This window comes from Klebsiella sp. FDAARGOS_511, from assembly GCF_003812845.1.
GTDB classification, from domain to species: domain Bacteria; phylum Pseudomonadota; class Gammaproteobacteria; order Enterobacterales; family Enterobacteriaceae; genus Klebsiella; species Klebsiella grimontii.
On record NZ_CP033824.1, the window covers coordinates 5972358 to 5995206 of the forward strand.

Below are 22849 nucleotides of genomic sequence, written 5' to 3' on the forward strand. Positions count from 1 at the left end.
AATGAGTGAAAAATTGACGCCGAAGCAGCGTGAAGTGAATCGGGTGGTGGAAGCGCTCACCCAGGCTATTGGGCAGCATAAGCTGCGTCCAGGGACGCGTTTGATTGAAGCGCAAATTGTTGAGGCGCTACAGGCTAACCGTAATCATGTGCAGACCGCGCTTCAGCGGATGGCTGGCCAGGGGATTGTGACGATTGAACCGAATTACGGGGCAATGGTTGCGCGGCCAACGGCAAAACAGGCCCGCGAGGTTTTTATTGCCCGTAACGCCATCGAGTGCGCGATTATGTCCTGCATCACGCCGGAGAAAATGGCGCTTTTCGCCGAAGAGATCGCCTGTCAACAGCACAACGAGCACCAGTCGCTGCACGCGCAGGATCGGCGGCGTATTGTTTATGAGCTGGGTGCATTCCACGAGCTGATGGCAAGAATCGCGGATAATGACGTGCTGCGCGATATCCTGAATAATTTAATGGTGCTGAGTTCGTTGATTGTAATGCTCTATCAGCAGGATGTGACGACGCATTGTCAGTGCGATGAACACAGCAATATCATTGCCGCGCTGAAGGCCGGGGATTCGCTTCGCGCCCAGGATCTGATGCGAGAGCATCTTAACGACCTACTGCAGCAGCTCAACCTGGACGAAACCCCGCAGAATTTTATGACGCTGTCGCAGGCGCTGGAGATGGGGGAAGGGTAATTCGAGAGAAATGCATGTCCCCATTGAGGTGATGATGTGGCGTCATGAGTGAGGAATTTGACTAGTTAACGACGCGTGAGATTGCAAATGAAATGGATACGAGTATTTACAGCATGCGCTACTTGCTATGCCAAATGGAAATGACGGGAGTCGTGATAAGTATTAAAACGGGCAAAGGCCGGAGTCATACACTGCGTTGGAAATTAGCTAGCTAGTTCTTAAAATGAATATTCAAAATGCTGTGTCATGCTAAATTGATAATAACGTCAATGTGTTATTCAACCTTCCTCTAAAATGATCGGCTAACTTCAATAATTTCAACGCCAGCCCTGGCCGGGAAAGGTTTTAACTGAGAATGACCGGTAGGTTTGCTGTTTACCTGATTCGTTTTGTTTCAGGAGGCTAACCGCAAACCTAACGGTCTCAGTTGTTCGGACAGTGAAGCGATGGGGGCTATACCCGCTCAATCCTTGCCGGCAACCCCTGACGCACCGCCGCGCCGGAGACCCAGTCAAGCCAGGTGTTGCTCACCTCTCGCGTGGGGTCCGCGAATCCCAGATCGTTAAGGTTAATACCTGATTTGACCTGCTCTGCGACAGGCATAGCCTTGCCGTCGAGGATGTGCCGCGCCGCGCCCATTTCGCGATGCCCGTAGCCGTGTTCAATCGCGATAACGCCGGGCATCACCCCACTTAACAGGCTAATGACAGCTTCAACCTGGCCGCCGGGCGTGGATATGCGCACTCTGTCGCCATGCGCCACACCGAAACGGCGGCCGTCCTGTGGGTTCAGCGCCACCAGGTTGGTCGGCTTGAGGTGATGGAGGCGCGGGATCACCGTTGAGGCGCTGCCCATGGTGTTGGATTTAAATGAGATCAGCTTCAGCGGCCACTGCTGTCGCGGGAAAAGCGCTTCGACAGCGCGTCCGTCGGACAATCTGGCCGGATACCATGCCGGGCAGCCGCTGTAGCGCTCGCCGGTGATGGCATGGCGATGGGCGGCAACCTCCGCGTTCCAGATTTGCAGCGGTTTTTCCCACAATTGACCGACGCTATTCTCCGCTCGACCGCTTTTGTCCGGCGCGAAGCGCCCGCCGCGGGAATAGATAAAGGCTACCCGGCTCACTTCTTCCGCTTTCAGGGTCTGGCTAATAACCGGCAGAATACGCTGCACCCCGGTCAGCGTCAGATCCTCGCTGCTGGCCTCGGCAACCGGCGCTTTACCCATAAACGCAATATTGGCGGCCATGCGCAGGTAATAGTCCTCAGCCCGGTTGAGTGGATAGCGGTTACCCTGAGCATCGGTAATGGCGTTTTCGCCAAATCCGGGCAGATCAAGACGCTTCGCCACCGCGATGCAAAATTCCTCCATTGACACTGGCTCACCGTCAGCGGTTTTTGCGGTGGCGGCAGGGACGACCGGCCAGCGGGCGGTGGTGGCTTTACTGGCGACGCCAGCCCACGGCGCGCTGAACCCCCAGCTTTCGAAATTATGGGTATCGGGAACGATATAGTCGGCCAGGGCGGTGGTTTCGTTCATAAAGGCGTCGATAGCGATAAACAGAGGTAGGCGCCGCGGATCTTTTAACTTCTCTTCAGCGACGGTCCGTAACCCGGGCACGCCATACAGCGGGTTGGTCATATTGGAGATCCACGCCTTCAGTGGATAAGGGTAACCTTCGAGCGCCGAGGTCAGTAGCTCGGTCAACTGCCCGGCGACGAATGGATACCATGGAGCTTTGGCCGGGTAGGGGGAGACGCCCGCCGCCGCCTTGCGGTGATACTCTTCAGAGGATTCATACGCTGTTTTGCTGCGTGCGATGCTGAGCCCTTTCGGCTTCACTTTACCGACAAAGCTCTCCAGGTTGTAACGCGGGCCGTCTGTCGCGCCGTTGAATTTGCCGCCGCCGACAAACACGCCGCCTTCCAGGCTGAGATTCCCGATTAACGCATTAAGCATCATGACCGCCCAGGCGTTGTAGAATCCGTTGCCGGCCATCATGCCGCCGTGGGTAATGACCGCGGCTTTACGGCCATGACGGGTAAAGGCATCCGCCAGCGCCGCGATCTTATCTTCCGCGACGCCGCACTGCTGGCTGTACTCCGCCAGGGTGAGCTTTTCAGCGGACTCTTTCAGCAGCTGGAAGCCGCTTTTGACCGTCACGCTGCGCCCGTCCTGCAGGGTTAGCTGGCGCGTTACAAAGAGCGCGCCGCGCCGGCAGCCGCTGGCGGCGACAGCATCACCGCTTTCGTTAACCACCACCGGTTCGCTGGCTCCCTCCGCATTCAGGTGAGCAAGGGTTAGATGCTGCCCGGCCAGCCCGTGCTTATCATCGGCGATCACCAGGTGTGTCGCATTGGTCCAGCTCTTTTCACCGACCAGCTTCATTGCCTGTGCGCCCGGTATTGCCAGATAGTCGGCGTTGTAGCGCTGGTTTTCGATAATCCAGCGGATCATTGCCATCGCCAGCGCCGAATCGCTCCCGGGGATGACCGGCAGCCAGTGCCCCCGATCGTCTGCCATCACCGTGGTGAGCGGCAGCGCGGGGGCGACAACGACATACTGAAAGTCATCGCGCAGGCGGGCGCTGGCCAGCTGTCTGGCCTGGCGTTTAAACGGATTGCCGGACTGGGCGGGTGAAGTACCCATAAACAAGGCAAACTCGACGTTGTCCCAGTCAGGCTTCACGTGCGGATTTTTATCCAGATCGCCCATTAATGCGCCGGAACCCGCACGATAGGCCAGCCCGCAGTAGGAGCCGTGAGCGCCGAAGTTTTTGCTGCCGAAGCTGTTCAGCGCAAAACGGCGTAAAAAGGTATCGCGCCCGTCGTCGCTGGTATTGGTGACCAGTAGCTGGTTGGTTTTTGGGCCGAATCCCGGATGCTTTGGATCGATGGGCGTTGTCGGCGCATAAATGGCGCGCAGGCCATCAACATGCCCCTCGCCAAACAGATCGCCGCCTTCCACCACCTCTTTTACCAGTTGATCGAAGCTGATGCGCTGCCATTTCCCTTCGCCGCGCTTACCGACGCGCTTCATAGGTTCAAGAATACGCAATGGACTGTACAACCCCTCCAGCAGCGTCGCACCGCGCGCGCAGGCGGTAGAGCGGGCGTCTAGTCCGCTTTCGCCCGCCAGCTGCGCCATCGCGATTGAAAAAGGAACGGAGGCGTCAATGTGGTGTTCATGAGAGAGCGGATGATACGGGTTGCCGGCAATGCGCAGCGCTTTACCTTCTTTGCTATCAACCCTGACGCGCACGCCACACTGGGTCCAGCAGCCAAAGCACTGGGTCATCGAAATCACCTGTTGCGGATTTGGCTGCCAGCCGGAACTGACCTGAGCTTCCGGGATCAGCGCGTTGCCGAAGATACGATCGCGGGTCACTTTCCCGGAGGTGCCGTTGAGCAGGCCGTCAAGGGCGCGCTTTGCCACCTCCCGATAGCTGAGGGCGAAAGATGCCATTCCGCCTGCGGCCAGGCCCACTTTAAGCCACTGACGACGGGTTAAATTAGTCATGTTGCCTTCTCCTGGCGAGTCCGTTCACGGTTTCACTTACAATAATCAGCAGCGCAATCCACAGGCCGAAGGTGCCAAGGATTGCGAGCCAGCCGTCGGTACCGACCGGCAGGGTATAGGGATTAAACTCGGCATTAAATTTGGGGATGGTTTGCCCCTGAATCAGCAGCGTCCAGCGCATCAGCCAGCACAAGGCCATGGCGCTACTGGCCTGTAAAGCGCGAAGGGGGAGGTTGAGCGAATAGCGCAGCGCATGAATAGCAAAGCCCAATGACATCAACCAGAAGGCAAACCAGCCGAAGGCGTAATGACGGGCTGAAGACGAGATAGCCAGCCATTGCCGTATCGCGGTGCCGGACAGGGTATCGCCGCTGACCCACATCGCCACCACCACGGCCAGCAGGATCAGCGCCGAGAGCTGCCACCGCGCCAGGCGCCGCTGAAGGGGAAAATCATCGCGTGTTGCCACAATCAGTAGGGCGAAAAAAGTTTGCAGCGCGCTAAAGAACATCGCCAGTGGGAAGGCGTAGCTGAACCAGACCGGTCGGGCCAGAACAACTGAAACTTCACGTCCGGTATAGACCAGCAGGCCAACCGCCGTGAGGGCACTGGCAAGCGCAACCCATTTGGTGACGCCGTAACTTTTATTGAAAAGCTGTTTGATCCACTGCGCCACAAACCACCAGCCTAAAAACAACGTGAACAGCGGCAGAAACAGCGCCCCCCATGGCATCCACGACCAGGGCGTGGGGTAGGCGTAAAAGTGCCAGAAGCGGGCGGTCTGATGCAGATCCGCCGTTAGCGCCAGCGGCGCGGTAATCGCGCAGGTCAGCGCAATCAGCAGCGTTAGCCTTTCCAGCGTTTCATCGTGTCTTTTGCGCCAGTGAAGCAGGCAGGCAAACAGCACCGCGCAGGCGGCAATGCCAATAAAAAAGAAATACTGCACCGCCCACGGTAGCCAGCTCACCTCTTGCGGACGCGCCAGCACCTCTTCGATCATCAACGTATGCGTCATTCAAACCTCCTGCCAGAGCGCGGGTTGGGCATGTCCCATCAACGGGGTAACAAACGCCTCGTCGAGTCCGAGATAGAAAACGTGGGGGACGGTAGCGTTTTCCGGCTTCAACACCTTGATGGCGTCATGGTGCAAAGCGAGCATCTGCGAGATGCGGCTTTGAGGATCCTGGATATCACCGATGATCCGCGCGCCGCCGACGCAGGACTCGACGCAGGCGGGGAGCAACCCGGCCTCCAGGCGATGAACGCAGAAGGTGCACTTATCGGCGGTTTGCGTCTCATGGTTGATAAAACGCGCGTCATAGGGGCAGGCCTGGACGCAATAGGCGCAGCCGACGCAGCGGGTGTTATCCACCACTACAATGCCATCCTGACGCTGAAAGGTGGCCTGCACCGGGCAGACCGGCACGCAGGGCGGGTTATCACAATGGTTGCACAGCCGCGGTAGCAGGACGTTGGTGATCCGATCGTCCAGCTGCACCTGATATTGATTAACGTGAGTGCGAAACGCCCCCAGCGGCGTCTGATTCTCAATTGCGCAGCTGACGGTGCAGGCCTGGCAGCCGATGCAGCGCCGCAGGTCAACCAGCATGGCATAGCGGTGTCGGGAGGCGCCTTCGCGGCGGGCTGGCGAAAAGGGAAATTTCGCCTCCGCCAGCGGCACCAGAGACGCGCCGGCGGTCAATACGCCCAACTGCGCCAGAAACTGTCGTTTACTGCTGTCCATTTTTTCCCCTCGGGTGGCAATAACGAAACATTTGTCACGTCATTGTTTTGCATGTGATGAATAAACAATGTTGATGATTTACAGTGTAAAAATCGCGGCGAGGTCAGCTCTATTGTGGTTAACCACATACCCGGCGGGTTGTTGATCTAAAACAACATAATGAACAGGGACAATCGAGTGAGAGCGAAAACGGTGCAGCATCTGACGCTGCTGGTGACGGCGCTCCTGCTGAACAGCAGCGGGTGGGCGGCGTCGTGGAATATCGGCGTTCTGGCCATGCGCGGCGAGGTCTTAACCCGCAGCCACTGGCAGCCGCTGGAGGTGGCGCTCAATCAGCAGCTAACGGATCAGCAGTTCCATATTCAGCCACTCGATCTGCAGCAGATGCAGGAGGCGGTCAATAACGGCGCGGTGCAGTTCGTGGTGACCAATCCGGCGCAGTTTGTCCAGTTGAATAGTCATTCTTCCCTGCGCTGGCTGGCCTCTTTGCGCTCTTCGCAAGGGACAGGCAACGTGATCGGCAGCGTTATTTTGACTCGTCGCGACAGCGGTATTGCGTCGCCGGCCGATCTGATCGGCAAAACGGTAGGGGCCATCGATCCTCAGGCGTTCGGCGGCTATTTATTGGGATATAAGGCGCTGATCGATGCCGGGCTGCGGCCGGAACGCGATCTGCACCTGCGCTTTAGCGGGTTTCCCGCCGACGCGCTGATCTACCTGCTGCGTGAACAGGCGCTGCAGGCGGCGATTGTGCCGGTGTGCCTGCTGGAAAAAATGGCTAATGAGGGGCTGGTGGATAAAGGTGATTTTACCGCGGTCATCGAGCGGCCAGCGGCGATGCCTTGTTTAACCAGCACCCCGCTGTATCCCGACTGGTCGTTTGCCGCGCTTCCGGCGGTGAGCGACGCGCTGGCGGATCGGGTGACCCGCGCCTTGCTCAATGCCCCGGCTAACGCCGCCTTTCACTGGGGAGCGCCCGCGTCGACCCGCCAGGTTGAAGCATTGCTGAGCGAAGTTCAACAGCACCCCCAGCAGCGACGGCTGTGGCTTGAGGTAAAAAGCTGGCTTATCCAGCACCGGTTAATCATGGGCGGCATCGGGCTGGCGCTGCTGTTGCTGACGTTGAATTATATCTGGGTGATGCTGCTGGTGCGGCGACGCGGGCGACAGCTTGAACGCAACGCCATCCGTCTGCGCGAGCAGGAGCAGGCGCTGCAAACGGCGAGGCAGATGAGCGTATTGGGTGAAATGACTTCGGGATTCGCTCACGAATTAAATCAGCCGCTGTCGGCTATCCGCCACTATGCGCAGGGCTGCACGATCCGTTTGCAGAAACAGGATCCGCAGCATCCCTTACTGCCCGCGCTGGGCCATATCGATCAACAGGCTCAGCGCGGGGCGGAAACGCTGCGCAACCTGCGCCATTGGGTTAGCCAGGCGCACGGGAAGCCGGGACGCACGGAGACCTGGGAACGCATCAGCGTTCGTCAGGCCATTGACCATGTCTGGCAGTGGCTGCGAATGCCGCAGCAGTTTCCCGGGCTGTTGCTCAACAGCGATGTCGATCGCCCGTTAACGCTCGTCTTACCGCCGGTGCTGCTTGAACAGGTGCTGGCGAATCTGATCCTCAATGCGGCGCAGGCCGGGGCGAAGATGCTGTGGATTGACGCCGTTCGCGATGCCGGAGGCGTGAAGATCGTCCTGCAGGATAACGGCGGCGGTATCGCCGAAGCGCAGCTTGCACAGGCGTTTCAGCCGTTTGTGACCAGTCGTCAAGAGGGGATGGGGCTTGGGCTGGTTATCTGTCAGCGGCTGGTCCGCTATGGACGGGGGGAGATAAGCCTGACAAATCAAGCGGCGCCCGATGGGCAACCCGGTGTCACCGTGGTACTGACATTCATGCAACAAGAAGCGCGGAGCGGCAATGGCGATAATTTATCTACTGGATGACGACCTGGCGGTGACTCAGGCATGTGCTTTTTTACTGGAAAGCCTGGGCTACGAGGTAATGTGCTGGGCAGAGGGGGACGCCTTCCTCGCGCAGGCCGATCTCTACCGGACCGGCGTTGTCCTGCTGGATATGCGGATGCCGACGCTGGATGGTCAGGAAGTACATGAGGCGCTGCGCCAGTGCGGCAGTACCCTGGCGGTGGTCTTTCTGACCGGACATGGCGACGTCCCGATGGCGGTAGAGCAGATGAAACGCGGCGCGGTGGATTTTCTGCAAAAGCCGGTTTCGCTAATGCCGCTGCAGGCGGCGCTGGAACATGGGCTCGCGGTCTCCGGCGAGCGCTTTGCACAGAAAAAAGTCGTCGATTGCTATCAGCGGCTTACGCCCAAAGAGCGGGAGCTTGCGCTGCTGGTGGTGAAAGGGCTCATGAACAGGGAAATTGCGCAGGCGATGAACATTGCCGTACGCACGGTGGAGGTCCATCGGGCGAGGGTGATGGAAAAGATGCAGGCCGGGAGTCTGGCGGAATTAGTCAGCATCTTACAGCCGGTTATCTCGTGATTTTATTGATTACGCTGAATGCAGAGTGGCGGGTTCCCGGCGTCAACAAAGCGGCGGTTGATATCAGAACACAAAAATTGGTAGGGAAGATGCAGGTAAACGTAATTGCAAATGATATTTATTTTCATTAATGTTTGCATTCCGTAAACTACTGTAAAGAAAAATTACATGTCAACCGCATCTCTGAAGCAGGTCGCGCGCCGCGCGCTGGTCATTTCGTTTTGTCTGCATGCTCTCTCCGCCTCGGCTAAGGATTTCAGCGAGCGGGAATTCCTCACTCAGTCTCTCGGCCACGGCGTTTATGAGCTGGCTTATGATAACGGTCAGAAGGCGCTGTATGCCGCTTCCGCACCCTCGTTTGATAAAGATAAAACTGTGGGGCTGGTCTTTCGACTGACGGCGGATTCTCTGCGGATTGATGAGAAAATCGCCACCGAACGCCGCGCCTTTGCGCTCTCTCTGGATGAAGAAAACCATATCCTGTATTTGGGCAATGCGCTGGATGGTTCGCTGACGCTGCTGGATACGCTGACCAATAGGGTGATTAACACTATTCAGCTAAGCGATGATTCAGATCCGGAGAAACAGGCTCACGTCCGTGAAGTCGTACTGGATAAGCTAAACCAGCGTCTGTATGTGTCAGGGATAGGGCGCAAGGGCCAGGGCCTGCTCTGGGTGGTCGATACCCGCAAGCAGCAGCTGATTGACACGTTGAAGAACATTGATCCGGTGGGGTTTGCCGTTGATACCTCGGGTGAAAAGGTTTATGCGGTGACCGGCAACGGGGAGTTGGTTACCCTCAATGGCAAAACGTCGAAACTGCTTTCCCGGGTGAAGGTTGACCCGGCTGAATCTGACCACTACTTCCTCAATATCGCCCTGAACACCGTCGCCGGAGTCGGATATATCGCCGATACCAATACCCGCGATGTGCTGGTGGTGCAGCTGGACTCCGGCAAGCTGGTCGATCGTATCGCTTCGCCAAACTCCATCGCCGTGCTCTATCACGCCGGGCGCGATGAAATCTATGTGACCCATCGTAACGATCGCTCGATAAGCATCATCGACGCGAAAACCAACCATCTTAAACACACCATCAAAACGGCGGCCATGCCCAACAGCCTGGCGCTTTCAGCGGATGGCGGAACGCTCTATGCCAGCGTCAAACAGGACGAAAAAAGCAACCTGGCTGACTACGTTCTCAAGATTGATCTAACTAAATTTTAAGGATTTTTTGTGACGATGAAAACACGCCTGGACGTGGCGGTGGCGCTCGCCTTGAATCTACCCGCGGCAGCCTTCGCCGCAGATGGCGCTGTAGTAAATGAAGAACAGATGGTAGTGACCGCCACGGGATTCAGCCAGGAGAGGCGCGAGGCGCCGGCGACGATCTCGGTGCTCGATGAGAAGGCGCTGAATACCCGCTCAAATCAAAACATCACCGAAGCGTTGCGCGAGATGCCTGGCGTGCTGGTGGGCAACGGTCACGGCAGCCTGGCGACCGGCGATGTACAGATGCGCGGTATGGATTCGACCTATACCTCGTATATGGTGAACGGCATCAAGCAATCTACCCGCGAATCTCGTCCCTACGGGCATCATATTGGGACGGAAGCGGCGTTTATGCCGCCGCTGGCCGCTATTGAACGAATCGAGGTCATTCGCGGGCCGATGTCTTCGTTGTACGGCTCTGACGCTATTGGCGGTGTGGTCAACGTCATCACCAAAAAGGCGTATAACCTCGACACATGGACGGGGGTGCTGGAGGATAATTACTTCCTGCAGGAGAAAAGCGAATACGGCAATACTAACCAGACAAACGCCTTCTTTATGGGGCCGGTCGTGCCGGGTAAACTCGGGGTCAGCGTGGGCGCAGATTATCTTGACCGTCGCGACGATGACAGCCCGACCCAAGAACGTTTTGTTAAACATCAGTCCGGAAATCTGGATGCCACGATTTCTCTGTCGCCAACCGATACCCAGCTCTGGGATCTGAACGCCACCAAAGGTAATCAGGAGAAAACCCATAATGATAAAGAGTGGTACTGGGGTTTTGACCGCGATGCGGCATCGCTGTCACAGCATGCCTGGTACGGTGATGACCTGCTGGAGGTGAAGAACTTTATCAGCTACGAAAAGGCCCGCACGGAGTACCGCGTGCCCGGCATGGACCCGCAGTTTATTAAGCAGAATAATTTTGAGGCCAATAGCGCGAACACCTTTACGCTGGGCGATCACAAGCTGACGTTAGGCGTCAACTTTACGCGCAACGAGCTGAATGACACCTTCGGTATCGCCGACAAACAGGCGCCTGGCGTCACCCCGGTCAGTAAAATTACCCGCCACGGCTGGGCGGTATTCGCGGAAGACGCGTGGATGATCGTCCCGGACTTTACCCTGACGACCTCGGCGCGCCTCGATCATGATAGCTATTTCGGTTATCACGTTACGCCTAAGCTGTACGGTAACTGGACCATTGACGAAACCTGGGCGCTGAAAGGGGGCGTGTCCGCCGGCTATAAAAAACCGGATTTACGCCAGAATAATGCCGGTTTTACCAGCGTCTACGGGGCTTATCCTTATTCTGAAATCGGTATTGGCAACGACGATCTCAAGCCGGAACAAAGCATCAATACCGAGCTGGGCGTGTACTGGCAGCGGGATGCCCTGGCGCTCGACGCCACCCTTTTTTACACCAAATTTAAAGATAAAATCAGCGACCATACCATCTGTACTTCATCGGCTACCCAGAAGTGCCAATACAATGGCTATACCGCCGATAGCGTGTCGCAATATATTAACGTCGGTGATGCGCAGATCTACGGTGTGGAGCTGAACGGCGACTGGCAGGTGACCGCAGCGCTGAAGGCAAACGCCAACTATACCTACACCCACAGCGAACAGAAAAGCGGTGAGTATAAAGGCTATGCGCTAAACGATTTCCCCAGCAGTATGGCCAACGTTTCGCTGACGTGGAACACCACTTCCGATCTGGAACTATGGACCAAGGCCAGCTGGCGCAGCAGATCGCCGGATATCGGCAAGTCCAGCTCAACGGACGCCTACGCGCTGGTGGATTTAGGCGCGCGTTACCACCTGACTAAGCGCATCACCCTGATGAGCGGGATCTACAATCTGTTTGATGTAAATCCGGTTTACACCACCGCCTACAGGCAGACGGCGATGCTGGAAGGGCGGCGCTATAATTTCGGCGGGCGCATTGAGTTCTGACAATAATGCAGGGGCCGAATGGCCCCTGCGAAATGATTTCACAAAGAGCTGTCAGGGCCTGAAGTCCAGAACGGGATGACTGAATGTTTGATAGGTTTTTTCGTCTGGCGCAGGCGGGATTTTGGCTTGTTTCAGCGCGGACATCACCTGCGCGCATAGTGCCGGATCGCCGTTCTCGACCGTTGGATTCTGCACTGTCCCGTCACGCTGTAGCGTTAAGCGCACCGAGCATGTTTGCCCTTGCCAGGACGCCGTCTGGTCTATGTTAGCGAAGACAGCCGCCTGGATCCGCGCCAGATAGCGTGAGGCATTGGCCTGCGGTGAAGTATCTGAACCCGTTTGATAATCGCGAAGTATTTTATCCGCTTCTGCCGATATTTTAGCGTCTTCGGTGCTGTCCGGCGCAGAAGCACTACCCGAGCAGGCGGAAAGGAGTAAAGAGAGGGTGCAAATGAGCAGCGGGCTGATTTTCATGAACAGGGTAATGCCTCCTTGCTGGCGACGAGATATTCCGGATACGAGGCGGTTATCCTCTGTTATTCCGCGATATTATTCAAACCCTAATCGCTGATTTTTCATGCGGCGGATCGAACGCGCGACAGCGACGTTAAGTGACGCTGTCACGTATCTTCTGCCTTCGCCGCGGGCGGTTTACGCCATCCAGTCGCGAATCAGGTTCCCGTACAGCTGCTCAGCCTCCTCCAGCCGGCTGACCAGGCAGTATTCGTCGGTTTGATGAGCCATAGAGGGTTCGCCGGGGCCAAGAATGATACAGGGCGGGTTGCCCATCGCAGGCAGCAGCAGCGAGGCGTCGGTAAAGTAGGGCACCACCCGCGGCTCAAGCGGCCGATCGTGCAGCGGCTGGCAGCGCTGATATACTTGTTTTATCCATGCGTGATCCTGTTCGCTGAGTACCGCGGGCAGATCGACCAGCGTCGACACCGTGACGCTCTCGCCAAGCAGCGTGAGCAACCGCTGGCGGATGGTGGCGTGCTGTAAATTGGGCGCGCTGCGGATATCGACATCGAAACGCGTGCGGTCCGGCACGGAATTAATATTTAGCCCGCCTTCAATACGTCCGACGTTTACCGTGGGCTGCTTCATCAACGGATGCGGCGCCCCCGGCGAAAAATGTTGGATTTTAGTCAGCGCATCCGCCGCCAGATAGATAGCATTAATCCCCAGTTCCGGCATCGCGCCGTGGGCTGTTTTTCCCCGCGTTTCGCAGCGTAGCCAGAGCGCGCCTTTATGGCCGATCACCGGATAGTTGGCGGTGGGCTCGCCGACGATCAGCGCGCCCACTTCCGGCAACGGCGCAGAGGCGATCAGCGCCCGCGCGCCGTCGCAGCCGGTCTCTTCCCCGCCGGTAATCAGCAATACCGCGCCGCGCCCGGCGCGGATCGTTTCCCGCTGTTGAACGCAGGCGACGGCAAACGCCGCTATCGCCGCTTTCATATCGCTGGAGCCACGGCCATAAAGACGCCCGTCTTCCACCTGCGAGCCGAAAGGGTCGTACTGCCACCGGGCATTTCCCAGCGGCACGGTATCCAGATGCCCGGTAAAGGCCAGCGGTTTACCAGGCGTTGCCCCGGGGAGCCTGGCGATCAGATTGCAGCGTTCCTCGCCGAATGACGACAGCGAAACCGCAAAACCGTTAGCGTTAAGCCAGTCGGCAAAGTACCGCATGCAGTCTGCTTCGCTGCCCGGCGGGTTGATGGTGTTAAAGCCCAGCAGCTGCCGGGCGAGCTCAAGGGTGGTGGTCATCAGCGACGTTCCGTCAGCCAGTCAAGGCAGTTAATCCACAGCTGGCGATAGCCGGGCCATTTGGCAAACTCTTCCGGCAGCCAGTGTGCCGACATATCGCTGGTCCACACCAGCGAGCGACCCTGTTGATATTCGCGAATAGCCAGCAGCGGATGACCGGTACCGGCCACGGTCGCCAGCAGTTTGCCTTCCGGATGCATTTCTACTTCGTTATAGCCCAGCAGCCACGGCCATTCGCCCGGAATATCGTTGAACAGGGCGTGGGATTCCGTCACCTCGGCATAACAACCTTCCGGCGTTTCAATGCGATCGTCCCATGCCAGGCAGCGGACCGGCAGCACTTTCTCCACCGCGGTATGGCGATAACGCGCGCCGCCGTTGATTCCCTGGAAACTGTAATAGCCGCCGATCATCATCAGCGACCCGCCGCCGGCCACATAGTCATGCAAAAGCGTCAGACGGTTGGCGGTTCGGCGGCTTCTCAGCCAGGTGTCCGGATGCAGCAGCAGCGTATTGGCGCCGATATCTGACAAAATAATCGCATCCCACTGCCGCAGCGCGTCCAGCGTCAGCGGAAAGTCTGTCGCCGCCGCGTGGGCGGGCATGTAGGTAATGGCGTAGGCACTGTCCGCGAGCGCCGCCAGAAAATCCGTCGCGCCGGTATGCCAGGTGGCGGTAGCGAACTGATCGAAGCCTTTAACGTGTGTTGAAGTGCTGGTCCAGGATTCCCCAACCAGTAAGATTTTTTTCTGCATTATGACTTTCCTTTTATCCGCCAAAGACCCGTTGGGGATTTCCAATCATCAAGGTTTCAAGCTGTTCGCCGCTGACGCCGTGGCGCCGCAGGCGGGGAACAAAATGCTTGAGTATGTAGCCGTAACCGTGGCCGCCGTAGCGGGTGAGCATGGTTTTCAGAAAGACGTCCTGCGACAGCAAAATTTGCTGGATATAGCCGTCGTCAATCAGCTCGCGAATCGCGCGGGCGTTTTCCTCATCGGAGGGCGACTGCGCCGACTCGTCGGCGTAGTAATAGCTCATGCCGATCATGTCGTATTCGAGAAACGCCCCGCGCTGCGCCAGTTCCCGCTGGTAGCGCTTATCGGCAAAGCTGGGATTCATGTGGCACAGCACCGTATGGCGCAGATCGGCGCCTTCCTGCTCGAGAATGTCCAGTACACGGTGACCCAGCCGTTCCCAGCCGGGCAGGTGGACCTCGATCGGTACCCCGGTCACGGCGCTGGCCCGGCCCGCAGCGCGCAGGGATTTCTCCTCATCCGGGGTAAAACGGCTTGAGATACCGATTTCGCCGATGAGCCCGGCGAGCACCTCCGGTTTCTCCTCTGCGCCGCCGAGATCGTAGATTAGCCGCTCGGTCAGCTGTTCAACGCTGCTGGTTCTTACCCACTCGGGGTGCGAGGGTTCCAGATAGAGGCCGGTGCCCATAATAATGTTCAGGCCGGTCAGACGGGCGATACGCGCCAGCGCTTTGGGATCGCGGCCAATACCGATATTGGTCGGATCGACCACCGTTTCCCCGCCGAGGGCGCGATATTTCGTCAGCTCTTCAATCGCGACGTCGACGTCAAACAGTTGACAATTATCGCGGCTCATCAGCGGGTTCAGCGACAGTTCGCCGAGGTTTTCCATTTTCACCGGCATTTCGGCAAGATGGCGATCGCTGCAGCAGCAGGGCGGCACCCATTTGCCGGAGGCATCCAGCAGAATATGCTCATGCATCAGCGTAACGCCCATTTCACTTATCGGCAGCGGGCCGACCACCGTCATCACGTAACCGCTGCTGACGCCGACCGGCAGCGGGTCGGGATGGCGAAAAATTGATCCTTTCATCTGCTATCCTTTTGCCGCGGAGCGCGCCGGGTTGAGAATGCGGGTGTTCAGCCAGATAGCCAGCAGGATAATAGTGCCGGTGGCAATCTGGGTGTAGAACGGAGAAATATGCGACAGGATCAGCCCGTTCTGGATCACCGCAATCGACAGCGCGCCCAGCAGCGTGCCGATAATAGTGCCGAAGCCGCCAAACAGACTGGTACTGCCGAGCACCACGGCGGCGATGACCTGCAGTTCAAAACCTTCGCCCTGGTTGGAGGAGCCGCTGCCGAGGCGCGCGGTGATAATCATCCCCGCCAGCGCGGCGGCCATGCCGCTGATGATATAGACCTTCATGGTGACCGCTTTGGTGTTAATCCCGCTGCGTCGCGCGCCTTCGGCGTTGGCGCCGATAGCCGTCACGTAGCGGCCAAAACGCATATGGTTGAGAACGATGTGCCCGATAACCAAAATCATAATGCCGATCAGCGCAGGCATAGGGATTCCTACAACCCACGCGCGGCCTATAAAGGTAAACAGGCTGTCAGCCGGAACCGGGATCGAGTAGCCCTGGGTGACCAATAGCGCGATGCCGCGAACCACGGCCAGGGTGGCGAGGGTGACGATAAACGCCGGTATGCCCTCATAGGCGATAAAGAAGCCGTTGATGGCGCCAACGACGCCGCCGAGCAACAAGCCGCCGAGCAAAACCACCGGCCACGGCAGTCCCCAGTTGTTAAGGGCGATAGCGGAAAGCGCGCCGACCAGCGCGAGGGTGGAACCCACCGACAGATCGATGCCGCCGGTGGTAATGACCAGGGTCATTGCCGTCGCGACGATCAGCAGCGGGGCGCTCTGACGGATAATGTTGAGCCAGTTGGTGCCGGTGAGAAAGTTGCTGGTGATCAGCGAGAACACCACGCAGCAGAAAACGAAAAAGAGCGCGATGCTGACCACGCCGGAGTGGTTATGCAGCAGGCGGCGCGGCAGCGAATGCTGGATCATGCGGGAACTGCTTAAGTTCATGATACTCATCCTGTTACCTCAATGTGCGGCCGCAGAGCGGGCGGTGAATTTTTCGCCCACAATCAGGTTAACGATATCGCTCAGGCTAGTGTCGGCCACTCGTCTGTCGGCGACGTTGGTACCTTCGTACATCACCATGATCCGGTCGCAGACCAGAAACAGGTCCTGCAGGCGGTGGGTAATCAGAATCACGCTCACGCCGCGAGCGGAAACGCGGCGAATCAACTCCAGCACCGCTTCAACTTCCGCGACGGCCAGCGCGGCGGTGGGTTCATCCATAATCAACACTTTCGGGTCAAAGGCCGCCGCGCGGGCGATGGCAATGGCCTGACGCTGGCCGCCGGAGAGATTTCGCACCAGCAGGCGGGTATCCGGAATGGAGATCCCGAGACCTTTAAGCATCTCCCGGGCGTCGGCGTGCATTTTGGCCTCGTCGAGAAACGGGATGCCGAGGACCGATTTCATTGGCTCGCGGCCCATAAACAGATTGCCCGCGACGTCGACCGTGTCGCACAGCGACAGATCCTGGTAGACCATCTCGATATGGCAGCGGCGCGAATCGGCCGGATTAGCGAACTGCTGCTGTTCGCCATCGATGCGAATCGTGCCGCTGGAGGGGATCACCGCCCCCGAGAGTACTTTGGTCAGGGTGGATTTCCCCGCGCCGTTATCGCCCACCAAGCCCAGCACCTCGCCCGGAGCCAGCTCGAGGTTGACTCCGCGCAATGAACGTATCGACCCGTAGGTCTTGGTGATGTTGATCATCTCCACCCTTGGCGGGGTAGTTTGTGGCTGCTGCATCTGATAACTCCCATCGCTGTTGCCGGGAAAATGTTCGCCATCCTGCGGGAGAGATGCTATCCGACACGGTTTACATGCTAGTAAACCGGTTTACCTGCGGAATAGAGCACTCGCCAACACAGTCAGGACAAACGCTACGTAAGATATTTGTTCGCCAGTAAGAACGTTGCAGCATCCGTGCCAGGGCAGGAACTACACAGCAGCCCTGTAACTTAACCATATGTAATCAATAGATTTTATTGGTTACATTCCGGTAAACCGGTTTACTGATTATAGTGAACAGATTGTGAATTGATCGTTTTTTGCGCCAAAACTGGGCGCTTTTGCGCCATTTTGGGACGCGCTTAACAAATCTTGATTGAGTCGCGACCGATCCATTCTACCGGTAGGCGGGTTTCTGCCGGGATATCCTGGTCATTGTTCAGCAGGCGCATCATGATATTCACCGCGGTGCGGCCCAGTTCACGGGCGGGCTGGCGGATAGTTGAGATACGCGGCTGGGTGAAATCGGCATAGTTGGCGTCGTCGAAGCCGACCAGCGACAGCGCCTCCGGCGCCTGAAGCCCGCTGGCGCGCAGCCCGTCAAGCAGGCCAAGCACCAGGTAGTCGCTGGCGGCGAAGACGGCGGTCGGGCGAAGCGGCTGGCTAAACAGGTAGCGCAGCGCCTGTTGGCCGAACTCGCGCTGGTAGTCGCCGTACATCACCCATTCGGGCGGCCAGCTCAGACCGGCCTGCTCCATCGCGGTGCAGAAGCCCTGATAGCGCTCGCGGACGCTCATCAGCTTGTCAGGACCGCCGACGAAGGCGATATGGCGGTGTCCGGCGGCGATCAACATTTCGGTGGCGATCCGCCCGCCCTGAACGTTATCGGCAAACACCTTCGGCACCGTACTGCCGGGTATATCTTCATCCAGCAGGACAATGCGTTCGTGACGCTGGACCTCTTTGCGCAGCAGGCCGTTATCGGGGCGGTTAGTGGTGAACAGCAGGCCATCGACCTGACAGGTATCCAGCCAGCGGATGAACTGACACTCCTTTTCAGGATTATTGCGGGTGATGCACAGCACCAGGCTATAACCGCTGGCGGAGGCGGCCTCTTCGGCGGCGTCGGCCAACTCGGCAAAAAAGGGGTTGGTAATATCGGGGAGCACCAGGCCGAGCGTCTCGCTGCCGCCTTTGCTCAGACGACGCGCCAGGCTATTACCGCGATAGTCCAGTTCGCGAATCGCCGTTTCGATACGGTCGATGGTGTCCTGCGGCAGCACAATACTGTTGTTCATATAGCGCGACAGGGTGGCTTTCGACAGTCCCGCCAGCTTTGCGACATCGGATAACAATACGCGTTTTATACTCATTTCCTGCGCCATTTCTGCCAGAATCGGCTATCTGTAACATAGTTAAGCGCGGTGGATACAGCAATTTCTCCGCTCATAATCGCCATAAATAAATGCTTGACAAATTTTAATCTGCGGAGAATTGTATAGGCAGTTTACCGCATCATCCGGGAAGTCATTCCCAAACCCGTTTAAGTCATTCCAGTCGCGCACCGACACGGACCGGTTGCCGGAATGAAGTTAAGCAGGTATTCGCCGAACGATCGATGATGGTTCTGGCCACATAGACGATATTTGCCCGCCAAAAAAATAATCCTTCTGCGTTCGCATGCGGCGCGGAACTCTGCTGGTTATCACTTATTCCCGACGAGGATACTGATGATGTTATTTAACACCGGAAAACTGCGTTTACTTGCTGTCGCCACGACGATGCTGGCATCAATGAGTTTTATTTCTACCGCCGGCGCGGCCGCTCCGACTTATGCGCTGGTCCAAATCAATCAGCAGGCGCTGTTCTTTAATCTGATGAATAAAGGCGCGCAGGATGCGGCAAAAGCCAGCGGCAAAGATTTAGTGATATTTAACTCTAACGATAATCCCGTGGCGCAAAATGACGCGATTGAAAACTATATTCAGCAAGGCGTTAAAGGCATTCTGGTTGCCGCTATCGATGTTAACGGAATTATGCCCGCGGTAAAAGAAGCCGCCGCCGCTAACATTCCGGTGATTGCGATTGATGCCGTATTACCGGCCGGGCCACAGGCAGCCCAGGTCGGCGTTGATAATATTGAAGGCGGCAGAATTATTGGTCAATACTTCGTGGACTACGTGCAGAAAGAGATGGGCGGCCAGGCGCGGCTGGGTATCGTCGGCGCGCTGAACTCGGCTATTCAGAACCAGCGGCAGAAAGGGTTCGAAGAGACGCTGAAAAGCAATCCGAAGATCACCATCGCTAACGTTGTTGATGGGCAGAATGTGCAGGATAAAGCAATGACCGCGGCGGAAAACCTGATCACCGGTAATCCGGACCTGACGGCGATATATGCCACCGGCGAACCCGCGCTGCTCGGCGCGATTGCCGCCGTGGAAAACCAGGGGCGCCAGAAGGACATTAAAGTGTTTGGCTGGGATCTGACAGCGAAGGCGATTTCCGGTATTGACGGCGGCTACGTGACCGCTGTACTGCAGCAGGACCCGGAAAAGATGGGCGCCGAAGCCCTGAAGGCGCTGAACAGCATCACTTCGGGTAAAACCGTGCCGAAAACCATTCTGGTTCCGGCCACGGTGGTAACCAAAGCGAACGTCGATACCTACCGTTCGCTGTTTAAGTAGGTCAGCGCGCGCCGCCCGTGGTTAACAGGGCGGCGAGCTCATGGCTGCCGGGAAACGCGCTGAGCGTCCCCCGGCGGCTAACGGTAATGGCGGCAGCCCGGCTGGCATGCGCCAGCGCCAGCGCATCCGGTGCGACGTCGCGCAGCAGGGCGGAAGCCAGCATCACGGCGAGGAAGGTGTCGCCCGCGCCGGTTGTATCAAGCGCCTCGGCGGGCACGGCGGGGCAAAACTGGCGCTGGCCCTGCTGGACCAGCCAGGCACCTGCGGCCCCCTGGGTAATCACTAAAGTTTTCACCCCGTATGGCTGGAGCAGCTCGGCCTCAGATTCATTGACCACCGCGATGTCGATGAGCGGCCACAGATGGCAAAAGTCAGGATTGACGGGCGAGGGGTTGAATACCGTCGTCATACCGCGGCTTTTGGCGTACTGGAACAGCGCCCGCGTTTTGTCCAGGGAGAAATTGCCCTGCTGCAGCAGAATATCGCCGGCGACGGCATCCGCGATATGCGGAATGATGTCATCCAGGCGGAATGTATCCGCGGCGGCGGTAGTGGTAATAATGGCATTGTCGCCATCAGCGCTATTTAAAATAATCGAGGTATCGCTATGTTGATTGAAATGACCGTCGGGTAGCAAGGTCAGTGGTTCATTTTTTATCTGCTGACGGATCCACACGCCGTTGCTGTCATTTCCCGTGGCGGCAATTAAGCGTGTTTCTATTCCGCAGCGGGCTAATATAATCGCCTGGTTCGCGCCTTTACCGCCGATATCCTGCGAAACTTTAACGCCGTGAATTGAAGCGCCTTTTTTCGGTATATCCGGAATTGACCAGGTTTCATCTACGGTAATATTACCGGTAACGTAAACACGCATAGTGTTCCCTTAACAGGATGGATAAGATGGTTGCTATCTCAGCAGAAAAAACGAATGCAATACAAGCTATTTTTTCACGTAGCAAAGCGGTTATTGGAGTTATTCATTGCGATCCTTTTCCTGGTGCGCCTAAATATCGAGGGAAATCAGTCCGTGATATTATTGAGCGCGCGCTTCGCGATGCTGAAAATTATGTTTCAGGCGGCGTTCACGGCCTGATTATTGAAAATCACGGGGATATTCCTTTTTCCAAACCTGAGGATATTGGTCACGAAACTTCCGCGCTGATGGCGGTGATTACTGAGAAAGTGCGCGAGCGTTTTGCTGTGCCACTGGGCATTAACGTCCTGGCGAACGCGGCGATCCCGGCGATGGCTATCGCCCTGGCGGGCGGAGCCGATTTCGTTCGCGTAAACCAGTGGGCCAACGCCTATATCGCCAATGAAGGGTTTATTGAAGGGGCAGCGGCTAAGGCGCTGCGCTACCGCAGTATGCTGCGCGCTGAGCATATTCGCGTTTTTGCCGATAGCCACGTCAAGCACGGTAGCCATGCCATCGTTGCCGATCGTTCGATTCAGGAGCTGACGCGCGACGTCGATTTCTTCGAGGCTGACGCGGTGATCGCCACCGGCCAGCGTACGGGCGATAGCGCCACGATGGCGGAAATTGACGAGATCCGCGCGGCGACGGAACTACCGCTGTTGGTAGGCTCCGGGGTGACGCCGGCCAACGTGCGCCAGATCCTCGAGCGGACTCAGGGGGTCATCGTGGCCAGTACGATGAAGGTCGATGGCGTGTGGTGGAACGATGTTGAACTGGCCCGGGTGAAGCATTTCATGTCGATCGCGCAGGCCGCGCTGGAGGAGGCATAATGGAAGCGTTTAGCGAACGCCTGCTGCGCGAGCATCAGCCGGTGTGGCAGGCAATGCAGCGGCACCGTTTTGTGACGGATATCGAAGAGGATCGTCTGCCGCCTGCCGTCTTCAACCGCTATCTGGTGTTTGAGGGCAACTTCGTCGCGACGGCAATCGCGATTTTTGCCCTCGGAGTCAGCAAGGCGCCAGGTATTCATCAGCAGCGCTGGCTGATTGGCGTGCTGAATGCTCTGGTTGACACGCAGATTGCATGGTTTGAACAGGTTTTATCAGAACGGCGGATAACTCCTGCTGATTATCCGGACGATCTGCCCGGCGTGCGGCGCTTTCGCGACGGTATGCTGCGAACCGCCCGGGAGGGCAGCTACGAGCAGATCGTGACGATGATGTTCGGCGCGGAGTGGATGTATTATTTCTGGTGCCGACGGGCGAGCGAACATCGGCAGAGCGATGCTGACGTGCGCTGCTGGGTGGAAATGCACGCCGAGGACGCATTCTATCAGCAGGCTCTCTGGCTGAAGAACGAACTCGACCGCTGCGCCATGACGCTGAGTGAAAGCGAAAAGCAGGCGCTGTCGGCGCTTTACGGCGATGTACTGCAGTGGGAAATTGATTTCCATCACGCCGCGTACGAAGCGTAGCCGCGAGGTGAATAACAGGGGGCGCCTGAAGCGGCGCCTCCTGAACGCTGATACACTTAGCGGACCGATCGCCGTTTACAGGGAAACCATGAAATATCAGGACCTCTTGCAAAGCGTGTTGTTAAACGACCCGATAAGAATGAACGCGCTGTACGCCGTGCAGGCGCTGGAACTCAACGATGGCTGGATTGGCGCCGGCTTTGTCAGAGATGCTGTCTGGGATCATCTGCACGGCTACGGGCTAAGGACAGTTTCGGGTGATGTGGATGTTGTCTGGTTCGACGCGAAAAGCGCGACTTCCGCCTGCGATAGCGCGCTGGAAGAGAGGCTGAGCCAGCAAAATTCCGCCTTTAACTGGTCGGTGAAAAATCAGGCAAGAATGCATCAACGCAACGGACATCAACCTTATCACTCAACGGAGAATGCGCTGCTGTACTGGCCTGAAACCGCGACGGCTATGGCGGTCAGAATGGGAGGAACAGACCATATTGAGATTATCGCGCCCTACGGGCTGGACGATCTCTTTGAGCTCCGTCTGCGGCCAACGCCGGTATTTGCGCAGCATAAGCTGGCTATTTTCCGCCAGCGCGTCGTGGAAAAACGCTGGCTACAGCGTTATCCCGGCCTGCGGCTTCTCGTCCCGACATAACGCAAAGCCGCTGTTCGCCT

At 57.5% G+C, this 22849-nt stretch carries 20 protein-coding genes and 1 pseudogene; 10 read left to right on the top strand and 11 right to left on the bottom strand.

What is annotated here, in order from left to right:
• Position 1: 1 nt before the first annotated feature.
• Positions 2 to 700, top strand: a complete 699-nt coding sequence (locus EGY08_RS30020; RefSeq protein ID WP_004120246.1) for a GntR family transcriptional regulator — start codon at positions 2 to 4, stop codon at positions 698 to 700.
• A 113-nt stretch (positions 701 to 813) separates the two neighbouring features.
• The gene (locus tag EGY08_RS30025) at positions 814 to 915 is read left to right on the top strand and encodes a hypothetical protein (protein WP_232391415.1); all 102 of its coding nucleotides are present in this window, start codon (positions 814 to 816) and stop codon (positions 913 to 915) included.
• A gap of 238 nt (positions 916 to 1153) precedes the next feature.
• Here EGY08_RS30025 and ttrA read toward each other — a convergent pair whose 3' ends face one another.
• The 3 genes from ttrA to ttrB are packed head-to-tail and all read right to left on the bottom strand — an operon-like array spanning position 1154 to position 5963.
• On the bottom strand, positions 1154 to 4219 hold the full coding sequence (ttrA, locus tag EGY08_RS30030; protein WP_123829354.1) for a tetrathionate reductase subunit TtrA: 3066 nt from the start codon (positions 4217 to 4219) through the stop codon (positions 1154 to 1156).
• Positions 4212 to 5234 carry a tetrathionate reductase subunit TtrC gene (gene ttrC, locus EGY08_RS30035; RefSeq protein WP_123829355.1) on the bottom strand — a complete coding sequence of 341 codons (1023 nt, stop codon included), beginning with the start codon at positions 5232 to 5234 and terminating at the stop codon, positions 4212 to 4214. The genes ttrA and ttrC overlap by 8 nt, the downstream gene beginning before the upstream one ends.
• Positions 5235 to 5963, bottom strand: a complete 729-nt coding sequence (ttrB, locus tag EGY08_RS30040) for a tetrathionate reductase subunit TtrB (RefSeq protein WP_004120250.1) — start codon at positions 5961 to 5963, stop codon at positions 5235 to 5237.
• A 177-nt stretch (positions 5964 to 6140) separates the two neighbouring features.
• Here ttrB and ttrS point away from each other — a divergent pair, with 177 nt between their 5' ends.
• The 4 genes from ttrS (at position 6141) to EGY08_RS30060 (ending at position 11706) form a co-directional block, all read left to right on the top strand.
• On the top strand, positions 6141 to 7913 hold the full coding sequence (gene ttrS, locus EGY08_RS30045; RefSeq protein WP_123829356.1) for a tetrathionate respiration histidine kinase TtrS: 1773 nt from the start codon (positions 6141 to 6143) through the stop codon (positions 7911 to 7913).
• On the top strand, positions 7888 to 8475 hold the full coding sequence (gene ttrR, locus EGY08_RS30050; RefSeq protein ID WP_004120256.1) for a tetrathionate respiration response regulator TtrR: 588 nt from the start codon (positions 7888 to 7890) through the stop codon (positions 8473 to 8475). Before ttrS ends, ttrR begins: the two co-directional genes overlap by 26 nt.
• A gap of 168 nt (positions 8476 to 8643) precedes the next feature.
• On the top strand, positions 8644 to 9702 hold the full coding sequence (locus EGY08_RS30055) for a YncE family protein (RefSeq protein WP_049115258.1): 1059 nt from the start codon (positions 8644 to 8646) through the stop codon (positions 9700 to 9702).
• Positions 9703 to 9717: 15 nt separating this feature from the next.
• The gene (locus tag EGY08_RS30060) at positions 9718 to 11706 is read left to right on the top strand and encodes a TonB-dependent receptor domain-containing protein (RefSeq protein ID WP_004120262.1); all 1989 of its coding nucleotides are present in this window, start codon (positions 9718 to 9720) and stop codon (positions 11704 to 11706) included.
• Positions 11707 to 11757: 51 nt separating this feature from the next.
• Here EGY08_RS30060 and tolA read toward each other — a convergent pair whose 3' ends face one another.
• From tolA to EGY08_RS30095, 7 genes and pseudogenes are all read right to left on the bottom strand, one after another.
• Positions 11758 to 12180, bottom strand: a complete 423-nt coding sequence (tolA, locus tag EGY08_RS30065; RefSeq protein ID WP_004120265.1) for a cell envelope integrity protein TolA — start codon at positions 12178 to 12180, stop codon at positions 11758 to 11760.
• 146 nt (positions 12181 to 12326) lie between these two features.
• Positions 12327 to 13470: pseudogene (locus EGY08_RS30070) on the bottom strand (M20 family metallopeptidase).
• A complete protein-coding gene (locus EGY08_RS30075; RefSeq protein ID WP_123829357.1) occupies positions 13470 to 14225 on the bottom strand; it encodes a glutamine amidotransferase in 756 nt (251 codons plus the stop codon). Before EGY08_RS30075 ends, EGY08_RS30070 begins: the two are co-directional and overlap by 1 nt.
• A gap of 13 nt (positions 14226 to 14238) precedes the next feature.
• Positions 14239 to 15318, bottom strand: coding sequence for a phosphotriesterase family protein (locus EGY08_RS30080; protein ID WP_004120289.1), 1080 nt, complete (start codon positions 15316 to 15318; stop codon positions 14239 to 14241).
• Positions 15319 to 15321: 3 nt separating this feature from the next.
• Complete coding sequence (locus EGY08_RS30085) at positions 15322 to 16323, bottom strand: ABC transporter permease (protein ID WP_162625997.1); 1002 nt, start codon at positions 16321 to 16323, stop codon at positions 15322 to 15324.
• 18 nt (positions 16324 to 16341) lie between these two features.
• Positions 16342 to 17088, bottom strand: coding sequence for an ATP-binding cassette domain-containing protein (locus EGY08_RS30090; RefSeq protein WP_177447605.1), 747 nt, complete (start codon positions 17086 to 17088; stop codon positions 16342 to 16344).
• 380 nt (positions 17089 to 17468) lie between these two features.
• Complete coding sequence (locus EGY08_RS30095) at positions 17469 to 18491, bottom strand: LacI family DNA-binding transcriptional regulator (protein WP_004120296.1); 1023 nt, start codon at positions 18489 to 18491, stop codon at positions 17469 to 17471.
• 345 nt (positions 18492 to 18836) lie between these two features.
• On the opposite strand from EGY08_RS30095, the gene EGY08_RS30100 reads away from it, so the two are divergent.
• A complete protein-coding gene (locus EGY08_RS30100) occupies positions 18837 to 19790 on the top strand; it encodes a substrate-binding domain-containing protein (protein ID WP_049115270.1) in 954 nt (317 codons plus the stop codon).
• Between the two features lies 1 nt (position 19791).
• On the opposite strand, the gene EGY08_RS30105 is transcribed toward EGY08_RS30100, so the two are convergent.
• Positions 19792 to 20664 (bottom strand): PfkB family carbohydrate kinase, encoded by an 873-nt coding sequence (locus EGY08_RS30105; RefSeq protein WP_123829359.1) that lies wholly within the window; start codon positions 20662 to 20664, stop codon positions 19792 to 19794.
• Positions 20665 to 20690: 26 nt separating this feature from the next.
• On the opposite strand from EGY08_RS30105, the gene EGY08_RS30110 reads away from it, so the two are divergent.
• The 3 genes from EGY08_RS30110 (at position 20691) to EGY08_RS30120 (ending at position 22829) form a co-directional block, all read left to right on the top strand.
• Complete coding sequence (locus EGY08_RS30110) at positions 20691 to 21536, top strand: BtpA/SgcQ family protein (protein ID WP_049115273.1); 846 nt, start codon at positions 20691 to 20693, stop codon at positions 21534 to 21536.
• Positions 21536 to 22180, top strand: coding sequence for a TenA family protein (locus EGY08_RS30115; protein WP_123829360.1), 645 nt, complete (start codon positions 21536 to 21538; stop codon positions 22178 to 22180). Before EGY08_RS30110 ends, EGY08_RS30115 begins: the two co-directional genes overlap by 1 nt.
• An 88-nt stretch (positions 22181 to 22268) precedes the next feature.
• Entirely contained in the window at positions 22269 to 22829 is a 561-nt protein-coding gene (locus EGY08_RS30120) for a nucleotidyltransferase family protein (RefSeq protein ID WP_123829361.1), read from the top strand.
• The last annotated feature ends 20 nt before the right edge of the window (positions 22830 to 22849 follow it).